This is a genomic window from Parasedimentitalea marina, from assembly GCF_004006175.1.
Classification (GTDB): domain Bacteria; phylum Pseudomonadota; class Alphaproteobacteria; order Rhodobacterales; family Rhodobacteraceae; genus Parasedimentitalea; species Parasedimentitalea marina.
In genome coordinates, this window is record NZ_CP033219.1 from 894,615 (window position 1) to 912,134 (window position 17,520).

A 17,520-nucleotide genomic window follows, 5' to 3' on the forward strand; every position below is an offset into this window, starting at 1 on the left:
CGGGCGCACGTTTCGAGTTCTAAGTCCGGAGGGCCATCGCGTAAATCTGATTAGAGGGCACCGCGTTAGCATCTTTGTGCAGGGTTTCTGGTTTTAGTTAAGGTCGTGACCCTATGCGGCGGCTCCGCCGACTGTCAGCCCATCCATCAACACTGTAGGTTGGCCAACGCCGACCGGGACCCATTGCCCCGCTTTGCCGCAATTGCCCATGCCCGGGTCCAGTGACATGTCATTGCCCAGGGCCCGGATCCGATGCAGGGCGGTGGCCCCGTCGCCAATCAAGGTGGCGCCTTTCACGGGTGCGCCGATTTTGCCGTTCACGACCCGGTAGGCCTCGGTGCAGGAAAACACGAACTTACCATTGGTAATGTCGACTTGACCGCCGCCAAACCCAACCGCCCAGATGCCATCCTTTATATCTGCCACCAGATCCGAGGGATCCGCCTCGCCGCCCATCATATAGGTGTTGGTCATCCGCGGCATCGGTGCGTGGGCATAGCTTTGGCGCCGTCCATTGCCGGTTGGAGTGACCCCCATCAGGCGGGCGTTTTGGCGGTCTTGCATATAGCCGACAAGGATACCGTCCTCGATCAATGTTGTGGCCTGCGAGGGGGTGCCCTCGTCGTCGATGGTGATCGAGCCGCGACGGTCGGGCAGGGTGCCGTCATCCAAAACGGTGACGCCCTTTGCAGCGATGCGTTGGCCCATCAAGCCGGCAAAGGCAGAGCTGCCCTTGCGGTTAAAGTCGCCCTCTAGCCCGTGGCCGATGGCCTCGTGCAGCAAAATGCCGGGCCAGCCAGGTCCAAGCGCCACTTCCATGACGCCTGCAGGCGCGGGGACGGCCTCCAGATTGACCAGGGCAATCCGCAAAGCTTCGCGGGCTTTGGCTTGCCAGTCGACGGGATCAACCAGCCCATCCAGCCCTACCCGACCGCCGCCACCGGCCGAGCCACTTTCGCGGCGGCCGTTTTGTTCGACGATGACCGAGACATTCAATCGCGTCATGGGGCGCACATCACGCACCAATACTCCGTCGGCGCGCAAAATTTCTACCTCTTGTAGCGAGGCCGCCAAGACCGCTGAGACCTGCACCACTCTTTGATCCAGATCACGTGCAAAGGCGTCGATGTCGCGCAGAGTTTCGATTTTGACCGCAAAGGGCATCGCGCCGATTGGGTCCGCGTCGGTATACAGCTTGCGATTGGTGGCGCTGGGTGCATCGGCCAGGGTGCCGCCGCCATCGCCGACAGCCAGACGCGCGGTTTCAGCAGCCCGCTTGAGCGCGCCCATGGAGACATCGGTTGAATGGGCATAGCCGGCGACTTCGCCGTTGATGGCGCGTAGCCCAAAACCTTCGGCAGCATCATAGCTGGCACTGCGCAGGCGGCCGTCGTCAAAGACCAGCGACTCTGACTTGCGGCGCTCGGCAAAAATCTCGCCATCGTCGGCGCCGGCGAGGGCAGATTTCAACACGTTTAACGCATCGTCCGCCGGTAATGCGGCTTCAAATGGTCGAAAGGCTGCGTTTTCCATGGTGTGGACCTCATTTTTTTTGATCTAAATCAAGAAAGCGCCCATTTGACGCAAGCATCACTCTTTATCTGCTGCAAGGAATATGATTTCTACAGCCAACAAAGACAACGGGGCCGATGCGTTTTTTGGAATCAACGATTCCTGACTGAATGTGGCGGCGCGAGGAACAACGCGATCAAACGATCAGGACATAAACATGAAGAACGCTTTTAAGCTTGCGGGCCTTTTTGCAGGCCTATCCAGTCTGCCAGCTGTGGCACAAGACGGTCTGGAAACTATCGGCAAACCCATTCCCGGGGGCCTTAATTTTCAACCGGCAGTGACCGAGCTGGCCCGTGGTGCGCAGTCACTCGATTGGCTGATTCTGGTTGTCATCACATTGGTCTGCGTCTTTGTCGGCGGCTTGCTTTTGTATGCAATCGTACGGTTTAACCGCAAGGCTAACCCAACTCCTGCGACCTTTACCCACCACACTTCGATCGAGATTGCCTGGACTTTGGCGCCGATTGTTATTCTGGTGTTCATCGGTTCCTTCTCGCTGCCGCAGCTGTTCAATCAGCAGGAAATCCCCAAGGCAGACATCACGATCAAAGTAACAGGCTACCAGTGGTACTGGGGCTATGAGTATGTAGATCACGAATTCGGCTTTGAAAGCTTCCTGTTGGGACGTGATGAGCTGGAAGCAAACGGTTATGCTGCGGATGAATACCTGCTGGCGACAGACACTGCAGTGGTTGTGCCCGTTGGCAAAACCATTGTGATGCAAGTGACCGGTGCAGACGTGATCCACTCGTGGGCGATGCCTGCCTTTGCTGTTAAGCAAGATGGCGTGCCGGGTCGTTTGGCAGAGCTGTGGTTCAATGCTGAGAAAGAAGGCGTGTACTTTGGTCAGTGTTCCGAGCTTTGTGGTAAAGACCACGCCTATATGCCAATCACAGTAAAAGTTGTGAGCCAAGAGGTCTATGACGCCTGGCTGACAGGTGCGATTGAAGAATATGCCGGTCTGCCGCAAAGCTTTCAGGTTGCCTCTAACTGATCGAGCAAGACGGGCGACCGCGCCCAAAGTAACAGACCCATGGCAGGGCGCGATCTGATCCGCGCCTTGCCTGACTTTTCGACGGCCCCGGGTTGTGTGTCTATTATGCAGCCAGAAAACAAATGGACCAAAAATGAGCGACGCAAGCATTCAGGCCAGCATAATCCACGAGGATGAGGCCAGCTTTGGTGATTATTTTGCCCTGCTAAAGCCGCGGGTGATGTCACTTGTGGTGTTTACGGCGCTGGTCGGCCTGCTGGCTGCTCCGGTATCCGTACACCCGGTCATTGGTTTTTGTGCGGTGCTGTTTATCGCGATTGGCGGCGGCGCTTCGGGCGCGCTGAATATGTGGTGGGACGCTGATATTGACGCGGTGATGAAACGGACCAAAACGCGTCCGATTCCGGCCGGTAAAGTCGAAGCGGGCGAAGCCATGAGGCTGGGCTTGGCGCTGTCGGGCATGTCGGTGATCATGCTGGCGCTGGCGACCAATGTCCTGGCCGGAGCCTTTCTGGCCTTTACCATCTTCTTTTACGTTGTCGTCTACACCATGTGGCTGAAACGCCTGACGCCGCAGAACATCGTGATCGGTGGCGCTGCCGGTGCCTTTCCACCGGTGATCGGATGGATTGCGGCCACTGGGTCCCTGTCGATTGAGCCCTGGCTGATGTTTGCCCTGACATTCATGTGGACACCGCCGCATTTCTGGGCGCTGGCGCTGTTCATGCGCAAAGACTACGACGATGCCGGTGTGCCGATGTTGACGGTGACCCATGGTCGGCGCTCTACCCGCGTGCATATCCTGGTTTATACCATCTTGCTGGCTGTTCTGGCCGTTGGCACCTCGTTCTCGGGCGTTGGTGGACCGGTTTACCTGGCTGTGGCGGTGGTCCTGAATGCCCTGTTCCTGCAGGGTGCCTGGAAGATCTGGCGCCGTGACGAGGATGATTCCGAAGGCGACAACTTCAAAGTCGAGCGGAGCTTCTTCAAGCTGTCGTTGCTCTATCTTTTCTTACACTTTGGGGCGATCCTAATCGAAGCCCTGCTGAAACCTTTTGGACTGGGAGGCTGGTAACATGAGCTTCAAACCACCGCATGAATTGCATCGGCGCCGTTTTGGCCGCAACATGGGCGTTGGCGTCTCGCTGGCCGCATTTGTGGTGCTGGTGCTGGCGCTGACCATCGTCAAAGTCACATCCGATGATTTCAAATTCCCAAACACCAGCGCGGCAGAGCAAAACTGATGGCCTTGAGTGCGCCTCAAAAGACCGCTGCCCAGCTGGTAGGTGTCGTCGTTGTTATGGGTGCTTTGGCCTGGGCCTCGGTGCCGTTCTACGACTGGTTCTGCCGGGTCACCGGTTTTGGTGGCGTCACGGGCGTTGCCCTGACTGATTCCGACACGGTTCTGGACGAGACCATTACCATTCGTTTTGACGCCTCTAAAGAGCGTGACATGCCATGGGAGTTCAAGCCCGTGGTACGCGAAATGGAACTGAAGATCGGTGAAACCGGTCTGGCCTTTTACGAGGCCTATAATCCAACCAACCGCCCCATCGCCGGAGCGGCCTCTTATAACGTTACGCCATACTCGGCCGGTGCGTTTTTTGAAAAGATTCAGTGTTTCTGCTTTGACGAGCAGATCCTGCAACCAGGTGAGCGGGTCGAGATGCCCGTGACCTTTTTTGTCGATCCGGAAATCGTTGATGACCGGGACGGTAAGTATGTGCACACGATTACGCTGTCATACACATTCTACGAAGTCGATCTGCCCGAGGGTTATGCCGCCCTTGAACCCGGTGAAAACACCGGGGCAGTATCAAACATGAACTAGGCCGGCAGGTGAGGGACACTTAAATGGCGCACGCAAAAAATCACGATTATCATATTCTTCCGCCGTCAATCCTCCCGTTTCTGGGGGCGTTGTTTGGCTTTGTCATGCTGTTCGGGGCGGTGCTTTGGATGCACGGTATCACGGCCTGGATGTTCTGGGGCGGTCTGTTGGGTGTGCTTTACACCATGTTCGCCTGGTGGTCCGAAGTGACCGTAGAAAGCAATATTGGCGATCACACCTCAGTGGTGCGTATCGGTCTTCGCTACGGGTTCATCCTGTTTGTGACGTCCGAAGTCATGTTCTTCTTTGCCTGGTTCTGGTCGTTCTTCAAACACGCGATCTATCCGATGCAGGATTATATCGGCACGGACTATGTGCAGCCAGCAATCCATATTGTTGATCCACTGCACCTGCCGCTGATCAACACTCTGATCCTGCTGTTGTCGGGCTGTGCCGTCACCTGGGCGCACCACGCGCTGGTGCATGACAATGACCGCAAGTCGCTGATCCAGGGTCTGGCCATCGGTATCGCCTTTGGCGTCGCCTTCACCGGCCTGCAGGGTTTTGAGTATTACGAGCTGCTGGCCCATGATGGCTGGGAGTTTGGTGGCGATATCTTCTACTCGAACTTCTTCATGGCCACTGGCTTTCACGGGTTCCACGTGTTGCTGGGTACCGTTTTCCTGATCGTGTGTCTGATCCGCGCCATGAAGGGGGCCTTTACCCCAGAACAGCACGTCGGGTTTGAGACCGCTGCCTGGTACTGGCACTTTGTGGATGTTGTTTGGCTGTTCCTGTTTTTCGCCGTGTACCTTTGGGGTACAGCGGGAATGTAATGGGTACATGTTTGCAGTTGAAAAACTGCAGACACAGCGTATCAATCACAGCGCGCGGGGGATGCTCCGCGCGCTTTTGTGTTGGCAGAGGGCTGTGATGCGGCATCTGATATTTCTACTGGTGATCGGCCTGGCCGGACTTGCAGTTCTGCTAAGCCTGGGCGCGTGGCAGGTGCAGCGCATGGTCTGGAAGCAGCAGATCCTGGATGTCATCGACTCGCGCATTTACGCCGACCCGGTGGGTTTACCAGAAAGCCCGGATCCCATTGCCGACAAATACATGCCGGTTCGCTTGGTCGGGCAACTGACTGCGGGTGAGCTGCATGTGCTGATCTCGACCCGCAATCTGGGACCGGGTTATCGCGTCATCGCCCCCTTTGAGACCGCAGATGGCCGCCGTATTCTGGTGGACCGCGGCTTTATCCGAACTGCCGCAAAAGCGCATGAGCGCAACACTGGCAAGGTCGAACTGATCGGTAACCTGCACTGGCCGGATGAGGTCGACAGTTACACGCCACCGGCTGATCTGGATAAGAATATCTGGTATGCACGGGATGTGGATGCCATGGCTGCAGCGTTGGACACTTTACCGATCATGGTGGTTCTGAACGAACACCCGATCAATGGTAGCCATGTTAGACCGCTGCCAATCAACACTGCCTCTATCCCGAACGATCACTTGCAATATGCGGTGACCTGGTTTTCGCTGGCCCTGATCTGGGCCGCGATGACCGCCTACTTCCTGTGGCGCTCACGCGCAAAAACTGAAAGCTGAAGCGATGAAATACATCTCCACCCGTGGGCAGGCGCCCGAGCTGACATTTGAAGAGGCGATGCTGAGTGGGCTGGCCCGTGACGGAGGCCTGTATGTGCCTGCCGAGATCCCACAGATGAGCCATGACGAGATCGCGGCACTGTCTGGGCTTAGCTATGAAGAGACCACGTTCCGAGTGATGCGGCCCTTCCTGGGTGACAGTTTCACCGATCAGGAATTTCGGGACATTATCGCCAAGGCCTATGCCAATTTCGACCATGCCGCGCAGGCGCCACTGAAACAACTGGCGCCGAATCATTTCCTGCTGGAGCTGTTCCACGGCCCGACGCTGGCGTTCAAGGATTTTGCCATGCAGCTGATCGGTCAGCTGTTCCAGACTGCACTGGCCAAACGGGGCGAGCGGGTGACCATTGTCGGGGCGACCTCGGGTGATACCGGATCCGCCGCGATTGAGGCCTTTAAGGGGCTGAGCAATGTGGATGTGTTCATCCTGTACCCGCATGGCCGGGTGTCTGAAGTGCAGCGCCGCCAGATGAGCACGCCGCCTGAGTCTAACGTGCATGCGCTGGCGCTGGATGGAGATTTTGACGATTGTCAGGCCCGCGTCAAAGACATGTTCAACGATTTCGATTTTCGCGATGGCGTGAAACTGGCTGGAGTCAACTCGATCAACATCGCCCGGGTTTTGGCGCAGGTGGTTTACTACTTCTCGTCCGCTGTGTCGCTGGGCGCGCCGCATCGCAAGGTGAGCTTTACCGTGCCAACGGGGAACTTTGGCGACATCTTTGCCGGTTACATTGCGCAGCAAATGGGCCTGCCAATCGATCAGCTGGTGGTCGCCACCAATCAGAATGACATCCTGCATCGCTGTCTGGACGGCAAAGGCTATTACAAAGGCGAAACCATCCCGTCGATCTCGCCCTCGATGGATATTCAGGTATCGTCGAATTTTGAGCGCGCCTTGTATTTTGCCTATGGCCGCGACAGCAGTGCCGTGGCGCAGTTGATGGACGAACTGGCGTCGGGCGGCTTTGATGTCTCGCAGGGGGCACAGCAAGCGCTCGGCGAGACCTATAACTCGGGGCGCTGTTCCGAGGACGAAACGCTGGCCACCATCAAGAGCCAACTGACGGCCAGTGGTGACCTGCTGTGTCCGCATGGGGCAGTCGGGGTCAAAGTGGCCGAGGAGCACCGCAACCCAAGTGTGCCCATGGTGACGCTGGCCACTGCGCATCCGGCCAAATTCCCAGCTGCGGTGAAAGATGCCTGTGGCATTCATCCGCCTCTTCCCACACAGATGTCAGATCTGTATGACAGACCGGAACGGGTGACCCGGATCGCCAACGACCTAACGACTCTCGAAGAGCACATTAGAAAGAACATCTGAAATTGACTGTTCAACAAGACCAGCTGGCCAACGGCTTTCGTATCGTTTCTGAAAATATGCCAGGGCTGCAATCGGCGTCCATTGGTATTTGGGTAACCGCAGGGGGACGTCATGAGCGGCTTGAGCAAAATGGCATTGCCCATTTTCTTGAGCACATGGCGTTCAAGGGCACGGCCACGCGGTCTGCATTGCAAATCGCCGAGGCGATCGAGGACGTTGGCGGCTATATCAATGCCTATACCAGCCGCGAAGTGACGGCCTATTATGCCCGGGTGCTGCAGGACGATGTGCCGCTGGCACTGGATGTGATTGGCGATATCGTGTTGAACCCGGTGTTCGATCCCAAAGAGATCGAAATCGAGCGTGGGGTGATTTTGCAGGAAATCGGTCAGTCGCTGGACACGCCGGATGATGTGATCTTTGACTGGCTGCAGGAAGAGAGCTATCACAACCAGCCGCTGGGCCGTACCATTCTGGGCCCGACGGAACGGGTCAGCGCCTTCAATCGCGATGATCTGGCGGGGTTCGTCGCTGAACATTACGGCCCCGGTCAGATGATTCTGTCAGCTGCCGGTGCGGTGGATCACGATGCCTTGGTCAAGGCTGCCGAGAGGTTGTTTGGTCATATGCAGGCGCGCCCCAGCATGGTGGTCGAACCGGCGCGGTTTACCGGCGGCGAGGCGCGGCAAGAGAAAGCGCTGGAGCAGGCGCATTTTGCGCTGGCGCTGGAAAGTCCTGGTTACCGCGACGATGCAATTTATACCGCACAGATCTATTCCAGTGCTTTGGGTGGCGGCATGTCCAGCCGGTTGTTCCAGGAAGTGCGCGAGAAGCGCGGGCTGTGTTATTCAATCTTTGCGCAGACCGGGGCTTATGCTGACACCGGATCAGTCACCATCTATGCAGGCACTTCGGCGTCGCAACTGGGCGAGCTGGCCGAGATCACCATCGATGAGATGAAGCGCGCCGCCGAGGACATGGGACCTGAAGAAGTGGCCCGGGCGCGCGCACAGATGAAAGCCGGGATGCTGATGGGGCTGGAAAGCCCGTCGAACCGGGCCGAACGCCTGGCGCGTCTGGTGCAGATTTGGGACAAGGTCCCACCGCTGGCGGACACTGTGGCGCGTATCGATGCGGTCACCACCGGCGATGTCCGCGAGTTTGCCGAAACCATGGCGACGCAGGCTCCGGCGGCTTTGGCCTTATACGGGCCCGTCTCAGAGGCGCCCAGCCTGACCCGTTTGCAGGAGAGGCGCGCCGCTTGATGCTGCTGTCCAAACGGAAAGTTCGGATTGAGACCGAGCGGCTGACTCTGCGGCCGCCGGTGCATTCTGATTTTCACGCCTGGGCCAGATTGCGACAGGACAGCCAGCCCTATCTTATGCCCTGGGAGCCCAGCTGGGCACCCGATCATCTGAGCCGCAAGTCCTTTACCAACCGGGTGTACTGGGCCCAGCGGTCAATCAATGGCGGCACTGCTTTGCCACTGTTTCTATGTCGCCGCGAAGATCAGGTGCTGGTTGGAGCGATCACGCTGGATAACATTCGTCGCGGACCGGCGCAGGCCGGGACACTGGGTTATTGGACCGGTCTACCCTTTGCCCGTCGGGGATACATGCACGAGGCGATTGGTGCGGTGGTGCATTATGCGTTTACCAAGCTGGATCTGAGCCGTATCGAGGCCGCTTGTCTGCCGGAGAACACCGCGTCTCGCGGGTTGCTGGAGCGCAGCGGTTTCAAATATGAAGGCGTGGCGCAGTCCTATCTGCAGATCAACGGCCGCTGGCGGTCACATGTATTGTATGCGTCGTTGCGCAGTGATCGGCGTGGGCGAACGGAAGCGGGATAATTGTGGCCAGTGTCTCGGGCCAGTGTCTTGGGCCAGAGTCTTGGGCCAGTGTTTTGAGGCTGTATTTTGGGGGTGCGTCTTGGGGCTCTGCCCCAAACCCCGGGATATTTTCAGCCAGATGAAAAGCGGATCTTGTGAGCTTATTTGGCCGCAGACCTGCTTGCATCATGGGGTGCATGTGTTGGTTTCGCTGCTGACAACGGTGGCTGGCTGTCAAGATTTGGAGAGGGCTTGATTATGAATTTGAACTCTGTCGACGGTGGCTTCATTGCCGGGCTGGAAGCACAATTGCCTGAGGGCGTCTTGCGCAAGGTTGAGGCGCGGTATCTTGAGGAACCCCGTGGGCGCTACCGTGGTCAGGCCGGGGTGATGGCGTTGCCGCAGACTACTGAGCAGGTTTCGGTATTGCTGCGCGCCGCGAATGTCGCCCGGGTGCCGGTGGTACCCTATGGCGGCGGCACTGGGCTGGTTGGTGGCCAGGTGATGGTTGAGGGGCCCCTGCCACTGGTGATTTCGATGGAGAGGATGAGGGCTGTACGTGCGGTTTACCCTCAGGAGAATGTGCTGGTGGCCGAGGCCGGGGCAATTCTGGCTGATGTGCAAGCCGCCGCACAGGAGGCGGGGCGGTTGTTTCCACTGTCACTGGCCTCGGAAGGGTCGGCGCAGGTCGGTGGTAACCTGTCAACCAATGCGGGCGGGGTGAATGTACTGAGATATGGCAATGCCCGTGAGTTATGTCTTGGACTGGAGGCCGTGTTGCCCAGCGGAGACATCTGGCAGGGGTTGAGCCGGTTGCGTAAGGACAACACCGGGTATGATTTGCGGGGATTGCTGATTGGTGCCGAGGGCACATTGGGGATCATCACTGCAGCGGCGTTGAAACTGTCGCCCATTCCGGCGGCGCGCGGGACGGCTATCTTTGTGGTGAAGTCACCGCAGGCCGCGCTGGCCATACTGTCATTGGCGCGGGACCGGTTGGGCGAAGGCATCAGTGCATTTGAACTTATTCATCGTCAGGGGTTGGAGTTTCTGAGCGAGACGCTGCCGCAGCTGCGCCAGCCATTTGCGGCGCCACCTGAATGGAGTGTTCTGGTCGAGCTGGGACTGGCCGGGGGGATCGATCCCGAGGCCGAGCTGGCGGACCTGTTTGAGGTGGCGCTAGAGGCAGGTCATGCCCTGGACGGGGTGATCGCGCAATCCGAAGCTCAGCGGCAAGAGCTATGGACGGTGCGGGAGCAGATCCCCGAGGCGAACCGGCTGGTTGGCTCGGTGGTGAGTCATGACATCTCGGTGCCACTGTCAGCGATCCCCGAGTTTATCGTGCGGGCAGGGGAGCGGATCGCGCAGTTGGGAGATTTCCGGATCAATTGCTTTGGCCATCTTGGCGATGGAAATTTGCATTACAACGTGTTTCCCGCTGTTGGCCGGAGGCGTGAGGACTATGAGTCTCAGCGTGGCGAGGTGCAGCAGGTGGTGCATGATCTGGTGCATGAGATGAGCGGCTCTATCAGTGCCGAACATGGTGTGGGGCGCATGAAGGCGGATGATATAGAACGCTACGGTGATCCGGTTCGGCTGGCAGCGATGCGGGCGATCAAGCAGGCCTTGGACCCCAATGGCATCCTGAATCCCGGCGCTGTGTTGAAAGCCTAGTCTGGATGCCACCCGCATCCTTTTCTGAGCAAAGCCGCTGTTGCGGATGAAGGCTGAAAACCGCAATCGTTCAGTAGCAGGTACAACAGGATATCGCCGACAACGGCAGGCAGGATTATGGTCAAGGCCCACATGCCGGAACATGCCATAATAACAATGGCCAGTGCGAGTGTCAGGGGGACCCAGGATTAGCGGCGTTCATGTATGGGAGCGGTGTTCCTTGCCACAAACGCAACCAGACGCGAAACAGTGCCATATTGTTTCGCGTCAAATCAGAGCAGCTATTCGCCTTCAAATTCACACAGGACATGCACATCCATACCCATGCTTTCCAACACTTTGCCGCCACCCAGTTCCGGAAGGTCGATGATGAACGAGCACGAGACAATCTCGCCTCCCAGCCTCTCGATCAATTTGATACCCGCGGCAGCGGTACCGCCGGTTGCCAATAGGTCGTCGACCACCAGGATTTTCTCGCCAGGCTGAATTGCATCGTCGTGAATCTCGACGGTGGCCTCGCCGTATTCCAGTTTGTAGTCTTGGCTTAGGGTGGCGCCGGGCAGTTTACCCTGTTTGCGGATAGGTACAAAACCGGTGCCCAGTTGGTGCGCAATGGCGCCGCCAAGGATAAAGCCGCGGGCTTCTAACCCCACCACCTTGTCGATGCGCATACCGGCATAGGGATGCAGCATTTGGTCGATCGCCATACGAAAACCGCGCGGATCGGCAAACAAAGTGGTGACATCGCGGAACATGATCCCTTGGTGCGGGAAGTCCGGGATGGTCCGGATGTAATCTTTGACGGCGGTGTGCTTTGGCATGGCGGGGCCTCTTTGATGGTCGGCTCTAATGGCGCAGGGCTGACCCACGCGGCCAAACCAAACACGGTTTGGCCGAAGTCCGCCGGTCATGCAAGCCGGAACCTAGGCCGGGCGGCGCAGAAATGCCGTGGCCAGCCCCATTCCGATCAGGGCAATACCGCCGCCACGGGTCAGGTTGGCCACAACGGCAGGGCGGGCGATCCAACCGCGCAGGCGATCCGCCAGCATTGCATAGGCCAGTGCGTTCAACCCGGCGAGGATCACAAATGTGGCAATCAGAATGGCAAACTGCGGTGCCAGATTGCCTTCGGGGCGGATGAACTGCGGCACAAAGGCGATGAAGAAACCAATGGATTTAGGGTTCAGTGCGGTCACGATGGCGGTATGGCCTAAGATACCTTTGGCCTGCACGTCGCGGGTGTTGGCAAGTTCAGTTACTCCCTCTGTTGAGGTGCTGCGCCACAGCTTGATCCCGAGCCAGACCAGATAGACCGCCCCCGCCCATTTCAGTGCAATAAATAATGTCGCCGAGGCCATCACCAAAGCGCCCAATCCGACCAGCGACGCGGTCATTGCGATGAAATCTCCCAGCGCCACGCCCAATGCTGCGGCAACAGCCACCTGGCGCCCCTTGGACAGGGCATAACTCAGCACCAACAACACAGTCGGGCCGGGGATCAGCAGCAATGCCATCGAGGCAGCCACAAAGGCCAGCCAGAGGTTCATGTCCATAATAATTCATCCTGTAAAAACGGTACAGCGGAAGCAAAGACAGCACTTTGCATCCGCGTCAACGTCCAATTTCAGTGAGCCGCCGCATCATCATCTCCAGCGGTCCGCGCTTGAATTTCAACCCCCACAGACAGGTATAGATCAGACATGCGAGGCAAAAAACCAGACTGATCCATAAAATCTGCGGCGCGGTCAGCGATCCGTCTAACCACCCCAGCGCCTCAAGTGTGCCCATGCCCAACAGGATATGGGCGGCATACAGGGTTAGGCTTTGCCGCCCAGCGGGCGCCAGCCATTGCGCCATCCGCAGGCGGTTTAAAATGGGATGCAAAAGCAGGATCAGACCAATAACAGCTGCTGCGCTGCCGCAGCCAGCGATGATGTAAAACGGGCCCGGTGGGATCGAGGTTGTATTAATGAGATCAATCACCTCAGGGTCGTCGATCAGCCATCCAGGTATCAGTGCTAAGGCCGCAGCAACAGTGCCCCAGATTGCCAGATGTAGTTGCACCCCCTTCGTAGAGAGCGCCAGCCGTCCGATCCACATGCCAAACAGTAGAAAAGACAGCCAGGGGAACACCGGATGCCAACCGTTGTAGAGCGCGTGTCGCAAAAATCCGGATATGGTCCAGAAATCCGCATAGTGCAATGTGTCCCAATTCCATCCGGCTTCATAGTTCAAGATGAGCTGGGCACAGAGGCTCAGGGCCATTACCACAGCTATGCCCGCCCATAGCCATCGGTTTGGCGCGGAGACAAAGGGGATGGCTGCAGCAAAATACAGCGCATAGAAATGCAGGATATCAGCCTCGAATATTGTCAGATTGGCCAGGCCGAGCACAAATAGAAATGCCACCCGGCGCAGCATCAGGCTGGCTGGCGCTTTGGCCAGGGCAACCCCAATCCCCGCCAGTACCACAAACAGCGCCGCCGCCCGCCCCTCTAGCGCCGTAGTTAGCAGCGACGGCCAATCGTCACCGGGGGTGACCTGCGCGGCCAGTCTGAAATTAACCAGAACCATGCCGCAAAAGGCCAAAAATCGCACAATATCGAGCCCCTGCAGGCGCATGAAAATCCTAATGTGGTCTTAAATGGCCCATGGCTGGGCAGTTTTCAGGAACTCAATACACATCTTTTGGTCTGTGTATGCGTCAGCTCAGAACCCGCCCCGCCACAGCGTCCAGCTTTGCCAGCAAGACAGGGTCGCGTTTTTCCGGCGCGGTCATAATGGCGTATTGCAGCGCAGTGTCGCAGCCATGGGGGCAGAGGGCGCGTTCAGGTCCTAATAGCGCGGGAAGGCGGCGCACCAACTCGGCCCCATTGCTCGAATTGCCCTGAAGTGTTGCAATGATGGCGGTGATGTCGACCGCGCCGTGATCGGGATGCCAGCTGTCAAAATCGGTGACCATCGCAACCGAGGCATAACAAAGCTCGGCCTCGCGCGCCAGTTTGGCTTCGGGCATATTGGTCATGCCTATGACATCAGCGCCCCACTGCTCGCGGTACAGTCTGGACTCGGCCAAGGTGGAAAATTGTGGTCCCTCCATCGCCAGATAAGTGCCGCCCCGATGCACCGTGATGCCGGCGGCGCGCGCGGCGGCCTCACAGGCATCCCCCAACCGGGGACAGGTCGGGTGGGCAAGGCTGACATGGGCGACACAGCCAGACCCAAAGAAGCTCTTGTCGCGCGCAAAAGTGCGATCAATAAACTGATCAACAACAACAAAATCACCCGGAGCCAAGTCCTCGCGAAACGAGCCGCAGGCCGAAACAGAAATAACGTCCGTTGCCCCCAGCCGTTTCAGAGCATCAATATTGGCGCGATACGGCACGTCCGTTGGCGCATGGACATGGCCGCGGCCGTGACGCGGCAAAAAGGTCATTTTAACTCCGTCCAGATCCCCTGTCAGGATCTGGTCCGACGGCGCCCCCCAGGGCGTTTCAACGGTAACCCACTGGGCATTAAGCAACCCGTCGATCTCATACAGGCCTGAGCCGCCGATCACGGCAATCATGGTGGGTTTGGTCATGGTCTGTGTCCTGCGTTATAAAGTCTGTCCACAGTTGTGCAGCGCAACCTGCAGCTTGGCAAGCAAGGCTGGGGATACAGAACCAGCAAAACGACCCGCGAGGGATCCCATTTTCATCTGGCTTTAAATATCCCGGGGCTTGGGGCAGCGCCCCAATCTTCATCAAAAGACCGCTCAAACGGATCTGGCTGGGCCGGGCCGTCGCACCGCAGCCTTGTATCATAGGCGATTTATCGCTAGGGCCGGTCTGCGACCCCACATTCCCCAAGACATAGGTAACACGATGAAACGCGCCGCTCTGGCATTATTGGCCAATCACATGTCCCCGCCCAATCTTTCTATCATGCAAGACGAAGGCTGGTCTGTGGCCCGAGTGCGCACCGAATTGCTGTCGGGATTGACCGTCGCGCTGGCCCTGGTACCCGAGGCTGTGGCCTTTGCATTTGTTGCGGGGGTTCACCCACTGGTGGGTCTTTATGCGGCCTTTATGGTTGGTCTGATTACAGCTGTGTTCGGGGGGCGCCCGGGGATGATCTCAGGTGCAACCGGGGCACTGGCCGTGGTGATGGTGGCTTTGGTCGCAGAACACGGGGTGGAATATCTGTTTGCAACTGTGGTTCTCATGGGCGCCTTGCAGATCTTCGCGGGCGTAATGCACTGGGGTAAGTTCATCCGTCTGGTACCACATCCGGTGATGCTGGGATTTGTGAATGGGCTGGCCATTGTGATTTTTCTGGCACAGCTGACTCAATTCAAAGTGCCAGGAACGAGCGGCACCGAATGGTTGACCGGGTTGCCTTTGTTTTTGATGTTGGGGCTGGTTGGGCTGACTATGGTGATCATTTGGGGCACGCCCAAGATCACGTCGGTGATACCAGCGCCACTGGCGGGAATCGGCATTGTCGCTGCCATCGTCATTGTCTTTGGCCTGGATGTGCCGCGGGTCGGCGATCTTGCGTCAATTCAAGGGGGGCTGCCAACGTTCCACAATCCCTTTGGCGAAGGTATTGGGATTTACGGCACAGCGCTGGCGCCCTTTAACTGGGAGACACTCCAGATCATTCTGCCCTATTCTGTTATTCTGGCAGCGATTGGCCTGATCGAAAGTCTGCTGACGCTGAACCTGGTAGGGGAAATTACCGGCAAACGGGGTGGCGGTGCCAGTCAGGAATGTATCGCACAGGGGGCCTCAAATATGGTGACCGGTTTCTTCGGTGGCATGGGCGGCTGCGCAATGATCGGCCAGTCGATGATCAACGTGAAATCCGGAGGCCGTACCCGCATCGCCGGCATTGCTGCCGCGCTGTTCCTGCTGCTGTTCATTGTTGCGGCGTCTGGTTTGATCGAGCAGATCCCACTGGCGGCATTGGTTGGTGTGATGTTCATGGTGGTGATCGGTACCTTTGCCTGGAACTCGTTGAATATCCTGCGCCGGGTGCCGATGATGGATGCCTTTGTTATCGTTCTGGTCACCGTGGTGACCGTGGCATCCGATCTGGCGATAGCTGTGGTTGTCGGCGTGATCGTCTCGGCGCTGGCCTATGCTTGGAACAACGCACGACGTATCCACGCGGTGATCCGCGACTCGGAAAGTGACAAGGGTGCGCGGGTCTATGAAATCGAAGGTCCACTGTTCTTTGGTTCGACCGATGGGTTTACCGAATTGTTTGACGTGACAGCAGATCCGGACAGTGTGATCGTTGATTTCGCCCGCAGCCGGGTGGTTGATCAGTCGGCTTTGCAGGCGATTGAGGCACTGGCAGGGCGGTACGAGGACGCGGGCAAGAAGTTGACCCTGCGCCATCTGAGCCGGGATTGTCACCAGTTACTGTCCAAAGCCGGCCATCTGATGGTCGACAGTGACGATGACCCTGATTATGAAATCGCCGCTGATTACTCGGTTAAAACGGGCATTCTGGGTGGGCATTGACCCCTCGCAAAACGGAGTGCGCCTGACGGCGCACACTGGCTTGTTTGATTGGAATATGTGGAGGGGCCATCCTGTTTGTTCAGGTGGCCCCTTTCCTTTTGACGGTCAGGGGGCTTGGGCTCACCAAAACAGCGATACGCTGTGTCAGATCCGCCATCACCTGAGCTCTGGCTGCCAGTTCTGCCACCCCGCGCCAAGTGAAATAGCCGTCTCCCCGCAGGGCGGGGCCCCTCGGCGATTTAACCTGTCCCGGTGCCGCAGAGCTGGCGCTGCGCTATCAGGTGACGGCGGCTCCGAAACAGCGATTTTATCTTAGGCCAGCCACGTCTCCGGTCTGGAGGGCTTTTTGAGCAGCGGCGACGCGCTCGGCAGGCCAGTCCCACCATTGCAGCTCTAGCAGTTGGTCGATTTTAGCTTGCTCAAAGCGTTTTTTGACTACAGTGCCGGGGTTGCCAGTCACAATGGCATAAGGCGGCACGGTGCCGCGCACCACTGCGCCGGCGCCAATGATGGCCCCGTTGCCGATTTGGGCGCCGGGCAGGATCATGGCTCCGTAGCCGATCCAGACATCATGGCCGATCACTGTGTCGCGGGTGTCAGGTTGAAAACCGATCATCTGTTCTGGATCGAACACCGGGAAGGGATAGCAGGTCAACCCCTCCATGGCGTGATTGGCACTGGAGGTGATGAAGCGAACCCCATGGGCGATCTGACAGTACCGCCCGATCTTCAGTGTTTCTTGCGACATCGGGAATAGATAGGGGGCCAGATGGTTGGCCCAGCCACTGGGTGATGGCGGATCAAAGTCTGAGGCGTAGGTGTAATCGCCGACCTCGAGCTTTGGGTGATCCACGACATTGCGCAGAAAAACGGTGCCGAGGTGGGGTTGGCCATCGGGCAGGGTGATGGGATGGACGCGGTTGGCGTCGGGCAGGGCGTAAGGCATGAAGCCTCCTGTACTGGAAAATGTGGGGGTTTTCGTGGGTTACAGGTGCTGGTCCATCATGCCCTCCATTTTGTGTACAGTCACTCGTCCATTTGCCGAATTCTGAGCTGCCCCGCCATCAACAATTGTATGATCCAGGTTGAAGAAGACGCTGCCCGACG

17 protein-coding genes are annotated in these 17,520 nt (G+C 57.9%); 11 read left to right on the forward strand and 6 right to left on the reverse strand.

The window, feature by feature from the left end:
* Positions 1-111: 111 nt before the first annotated feature.
* Positions 112-1,533 carry a metalloprotease TldD gene (tldD, locus tag EBB79_RS04360; RefSeq protein WP_127747759.1) on the reverse strand — a complete coding sequence of 474 codons (1,422 nt, stop codon included), beginning with the start codon at positions 1,531-1,533 and terminating at the stop codon, positions 112-114.
* A gap of 196 nt (positions 1,534-1,729) precedes the next feature.
* On the opposite strand from tldD, the gene coxB reads away from it, so the two are divergent.
* The 10 genes from coxB (at position 1,730) to EBB79_RS04410 (ending at position 10,900) form a co-directional block, all read left to right on the forward strand.
* On the forward strand, positions 1,730-2,569 hold the full coding sequence (gene coxB, locus EBB79_RS04365; protein WP_127747760.1) for a cytochrome c oxidase subunit II: 840 nt from the start codon (positions 1,730-1,732) through the stop codon (positions 2,567-2,569).
* A gap of 133 nt (positions 2,570-2,702) precedes the next feature.
* Complete coding sequence (gene cyoE, locus EBB79_RS04370) at positions 2,703-3,644, forward strand: heme o synthase (protein WP_127747761.1); 942 nt, start codon at positions 2,703-2,705, stop codon at positions 3,642-3,644.
* A gap of 1 nt (position 3,645) precedes the next feature.
* Positions 3,646-3,813: a cytochrome C oxidase assembly protein gene (locus tag EBB79_RS04375; protein ID WP_127747762.1), complete on the forward strand. Its 168-nt coding sequence runs from the start codon at positions 3,646-3,648 to the stop codon at positions 3,811-3,813.
* Positions 3,813-4,400 (forward strand): cytochrome c oxidase assembly protein, encoded by a 588-nt coding sequence (locus EBB79_RS04380; protein ID WP_127747763.1) that lies wholly within the window; start codon positions 3,813-3,815, stop codon positions 4,398-4,400. Before EBB79_RS04375 ends, EBB79_RS04380 begins: the two co-directional genes overlap by 1 nt.
* Positions 4,401-4,423: 23 nt before the next feature.
* Positions 4,424-5,236, forward strand: coding sequence for a cytochrome c oxidase subunit 3 (locus EBB79_RS04385; protein WP_127747764.1), 813 nt, complete (start codon positions 4,424-4,426; stop codon positions 5,234-5,236).
* A 97-nt stretch (positions 5,237-5,333) separates the two neighbouring features.
* Complete coding sequence (locus tag EBB79_RS04390) at positions 5,334-6,011, forward strand: SURF1 family protein (RefSeq protein ID WP_127747765.1); 678 nt, start codon at positions 5,334-5,336, stop codon at positions 6,009-6,011.
* Positions 6,012-6,015: 4 nt separating this feature from the next.
* A complete protein-coding gene (gene thrC / locus EBB79_RS04395; protein ID WP_127747766.1) occupies positions 6,016-7,398 on the forward strand; it encodes a threonine synthase in 1,383 nt (460 codons plus the stop codon).
* 2 nt (positions 7,399-7,400) lie between these two features.
* Positions 7,401-8,663 carry a M16 family metallopeptidase gene (locus EBB79_RS04400; RefSeq protein ID WP_127747767.1) on the forward strand — a complete coding sequence of 421 codons (1,263 nt, stop codon included), beginning with the start codon at positions 7,401-7,403 and terminating at the stop codon, positions 8,661-8,663.
* Positions 8,663-9,247 carry a GNAT family N-acetyltransferase gene (locus EBB79_RS04405; RefSeq protein ID WP_127747768.1) on the forward strand — a complete coding sequence of 195 codons (585 nt, stop codon included), beginning with the start codon at positions 8,663-8,665 and terminating at the stop codon, positions 9,245-9,247. Before EBB79_RS04400 ends, EBB79_RS04405 begins: the two co-directional genes overlap by 1 nt.
* Positions 9,248-9,484: 237 nt before the next feature.
* Entirely contained in the window at positions 9,485-10,900 is a 1,416-nt protein-coding gene (locus EBB79_RS04410; protein ID WP_127747769.1) for an FAD-binding oxidoreductase, read from the forward strand.
* Between the two features lie 281 nt (positions 10,901-11,181).
* On the opposite strand, the gene EBB79_RS04415 is transcribed toward EBB79_RS04410, so the two are convergent.
* The 4 genes from EBB79_RS04415 to EBB79_RS04430 all read right to left on the reverse strand — a co-directional run bounded on the left by EBB79_RS04415 (position 11,182) and on the right by EBB79_RS04430 (position 14,483).
* Positions 11,182-11,721 carry an adenine phosphoribosyltransferase gene (locus EBB79_RS04415; protein ID WP_127747770.1) on the reverse strand — a complete coding sequence of 180 codons (540 nt, stop codon included), beginning with the start codon at positions 11,719-11,721 and terminating at the stop codon, positions 11,182-11,184.
* A 102-nt stretch (positions 11,722-11,823) separates the two neighbouring features.
* On the reverse strand, positions 11,824-12,453 hold the full coding sequence (locus EBB79_RS04420) for a LysE family translocator (RefSeq protein ID WP_127747771.1): 630 nt from the start codon (positions 12,451-12,453) through the stop codon (positions 11,824-11,826).
* A 58-nt stretch (positions 12,454-12,511) separates the two neighbouring features.
* The gene (locus tag EBB79_RS04425) at positions 12,512-13,498 is read right to left on the reverse strand and encodes a DUF418 domain-containing protein (protein ID WP_238704993.1); all 987 of its coding nucleotides are present in this window, start codon (positions 13,496-13,498) and stop codon (positions 12,512-12,514) included.
* A gap of 106 nt (positions 13,499-13,604) precedes the next feature.
* Entirely contained in the window at positions 13,605-14,483 is an 879-nt protein-coding gene (locus EBB79_RS04430; protein ID WP_127747773.1) for an S-methyl-5'-thioadenosine phosphorylase, read from the reverse strand.
* Between the two features lie 283 nt (positions 14,484-14,766).
* Here EBB79_RS04430 and EBB79_RS04435 point away from each other — a divergent pair, with 283 nt between their 5' ends.
* On the forward strand, positions 14,767-16,413 hold the full coding sequence (locus EBB79_RS04435; RefSeq protein ID WP_127747774.1) for a SulP family inorganic anion transporter: 1,647 nt from the start codon (positions 14,767-14,769) through the stop codon (positions 16,411-16,413).
* A gap of 307 nt (positions 16,414-16,720) precedes the next feature.
* Here the strand turns inward: EBB79_RS04435 and EBB79_RS04440 are convergent, their stop codons facing one another.
* Positions 16,721-17,359 carry a CatB-related O-acetyltransferase gene (locus EBB79_RS04440; protein ID WP_127747775.1) on the reverse strand — a complete coding sequence of 213 codons (639 nt, stop codon included), beginning with the start codon at positions 17,357-17,359 and terminating at the stop codon, positions 16,721-16,723.
* Positions 17,360-17,520 lie beyond the last annotated feature (161 nt).

Excerpts from the sequence above, each read along its gene's own strand:
- coxB (WP_127747760.1), top strand. The coding sequence starts at position 1,730 with ATGAAGAACGCTTTTAAGCTTGCGGGCCTTTTTGCAGGCCTATCCAGT.
- EBB79_RS04430 (WP_127747773.1), bottom strand. The coding sequence starts at position 14,483 with ATGACCAAACCCACCATGATTGCCGTGATCGGCGGCTCAGGCCTGTAT.
- EBB79_RS04410 (WP_127747769.1), top strand. The coding sequence starts at position 9,485 with ATGAATTTGAACTCTGTCGACGGTGGCTTCATTGCCGGGCTGGAAGCA.
- EBB79_RS04405 (WP_127747768.1), top strand. The coding sequence starts at position 8,663 with ATGCTGCTGTCCAAACGGAAAGTTCGGATTGAGACCGAGCGGCTGACT.
- tldD (WP_127747759.1), bottom strand. The coding sequence starts at position 1,533 with ATGGAAAACGCAGCCTTTCGACCATTTGAAGCCGCATTACCGGCGGAC.
- EBB79_RS04440 (WP_127747775.1), bottom strand. The coding sequence starts at position 17,359 with ATGCCTTACGCCCTGCCCGACGCCAACCGCGTCCATCCCATCACCCTG.
- cyoE (WP_127747761.1), top strand. The coding sequence starts at position 2,703 with ATGAGCGACGCAAGCATTCAGGCCAGCATAATCCACGAGGATGAGGCC.
- EBB79_RS04380 (WP_127747763.1), top strand. The coding sequence starts at position 3,813 with ATGGCCTTGAGTGCGCCTCAAAAGACCGCTGCCCAGCTGGTAGGTGTC.
- EBB79_RS04390 (WP_127747765.1), top strand. The coding sequence starts at position 5,334 with ATGCGGCATCTGATATTTCTACTGGTGATCGGCCTGGCCGGACTTGCA.
- thrC (WP_127747766.1), top strand. The coding sequence starts at position 6,016 with ATGAAATACATCTCCACCCGTGGGCAGGCGCCCGAGCTGACATTTGAA.
- EBB79_RS04375 (WP_127747762.1), top strand. The coding sequence starts at position 3,646 with ATGAGCTTCAAACCACCGCATGAATTGCATCGGCGCCGTTTTGGCCGC.
- EBB79_RS04435 (WP_127747774.1), top strand. The coding sequence starts at position 14,767 with ATGAAACGCGCCGCTCTGGCATTATTGGCCAATCACATGTCCCCGCCC.
- EBB79_RS04420 (WP_127747771.1), bottom strand. The coding sequence starts at position 12,453 with ATGGACATGAACCTCTGGCTGGCCTTTGTGGCTGCCTCGATGGCATTG.
- EBB79_RS04415 (WP_127747770.1), bottom strand. The coding sequence starts at position 11,721 with ATGCCAAAGCACACCGCCGTCAAAGATTACATCCGGACCATCCCGGAC.
- EBB79_RS04385 (WP_127747764.1), top strand. The coding sequence starts at position 4,424 with ATGGCGCACGCAAAAAATCACGATTATCATATTCTTCCGCCGTCAATC.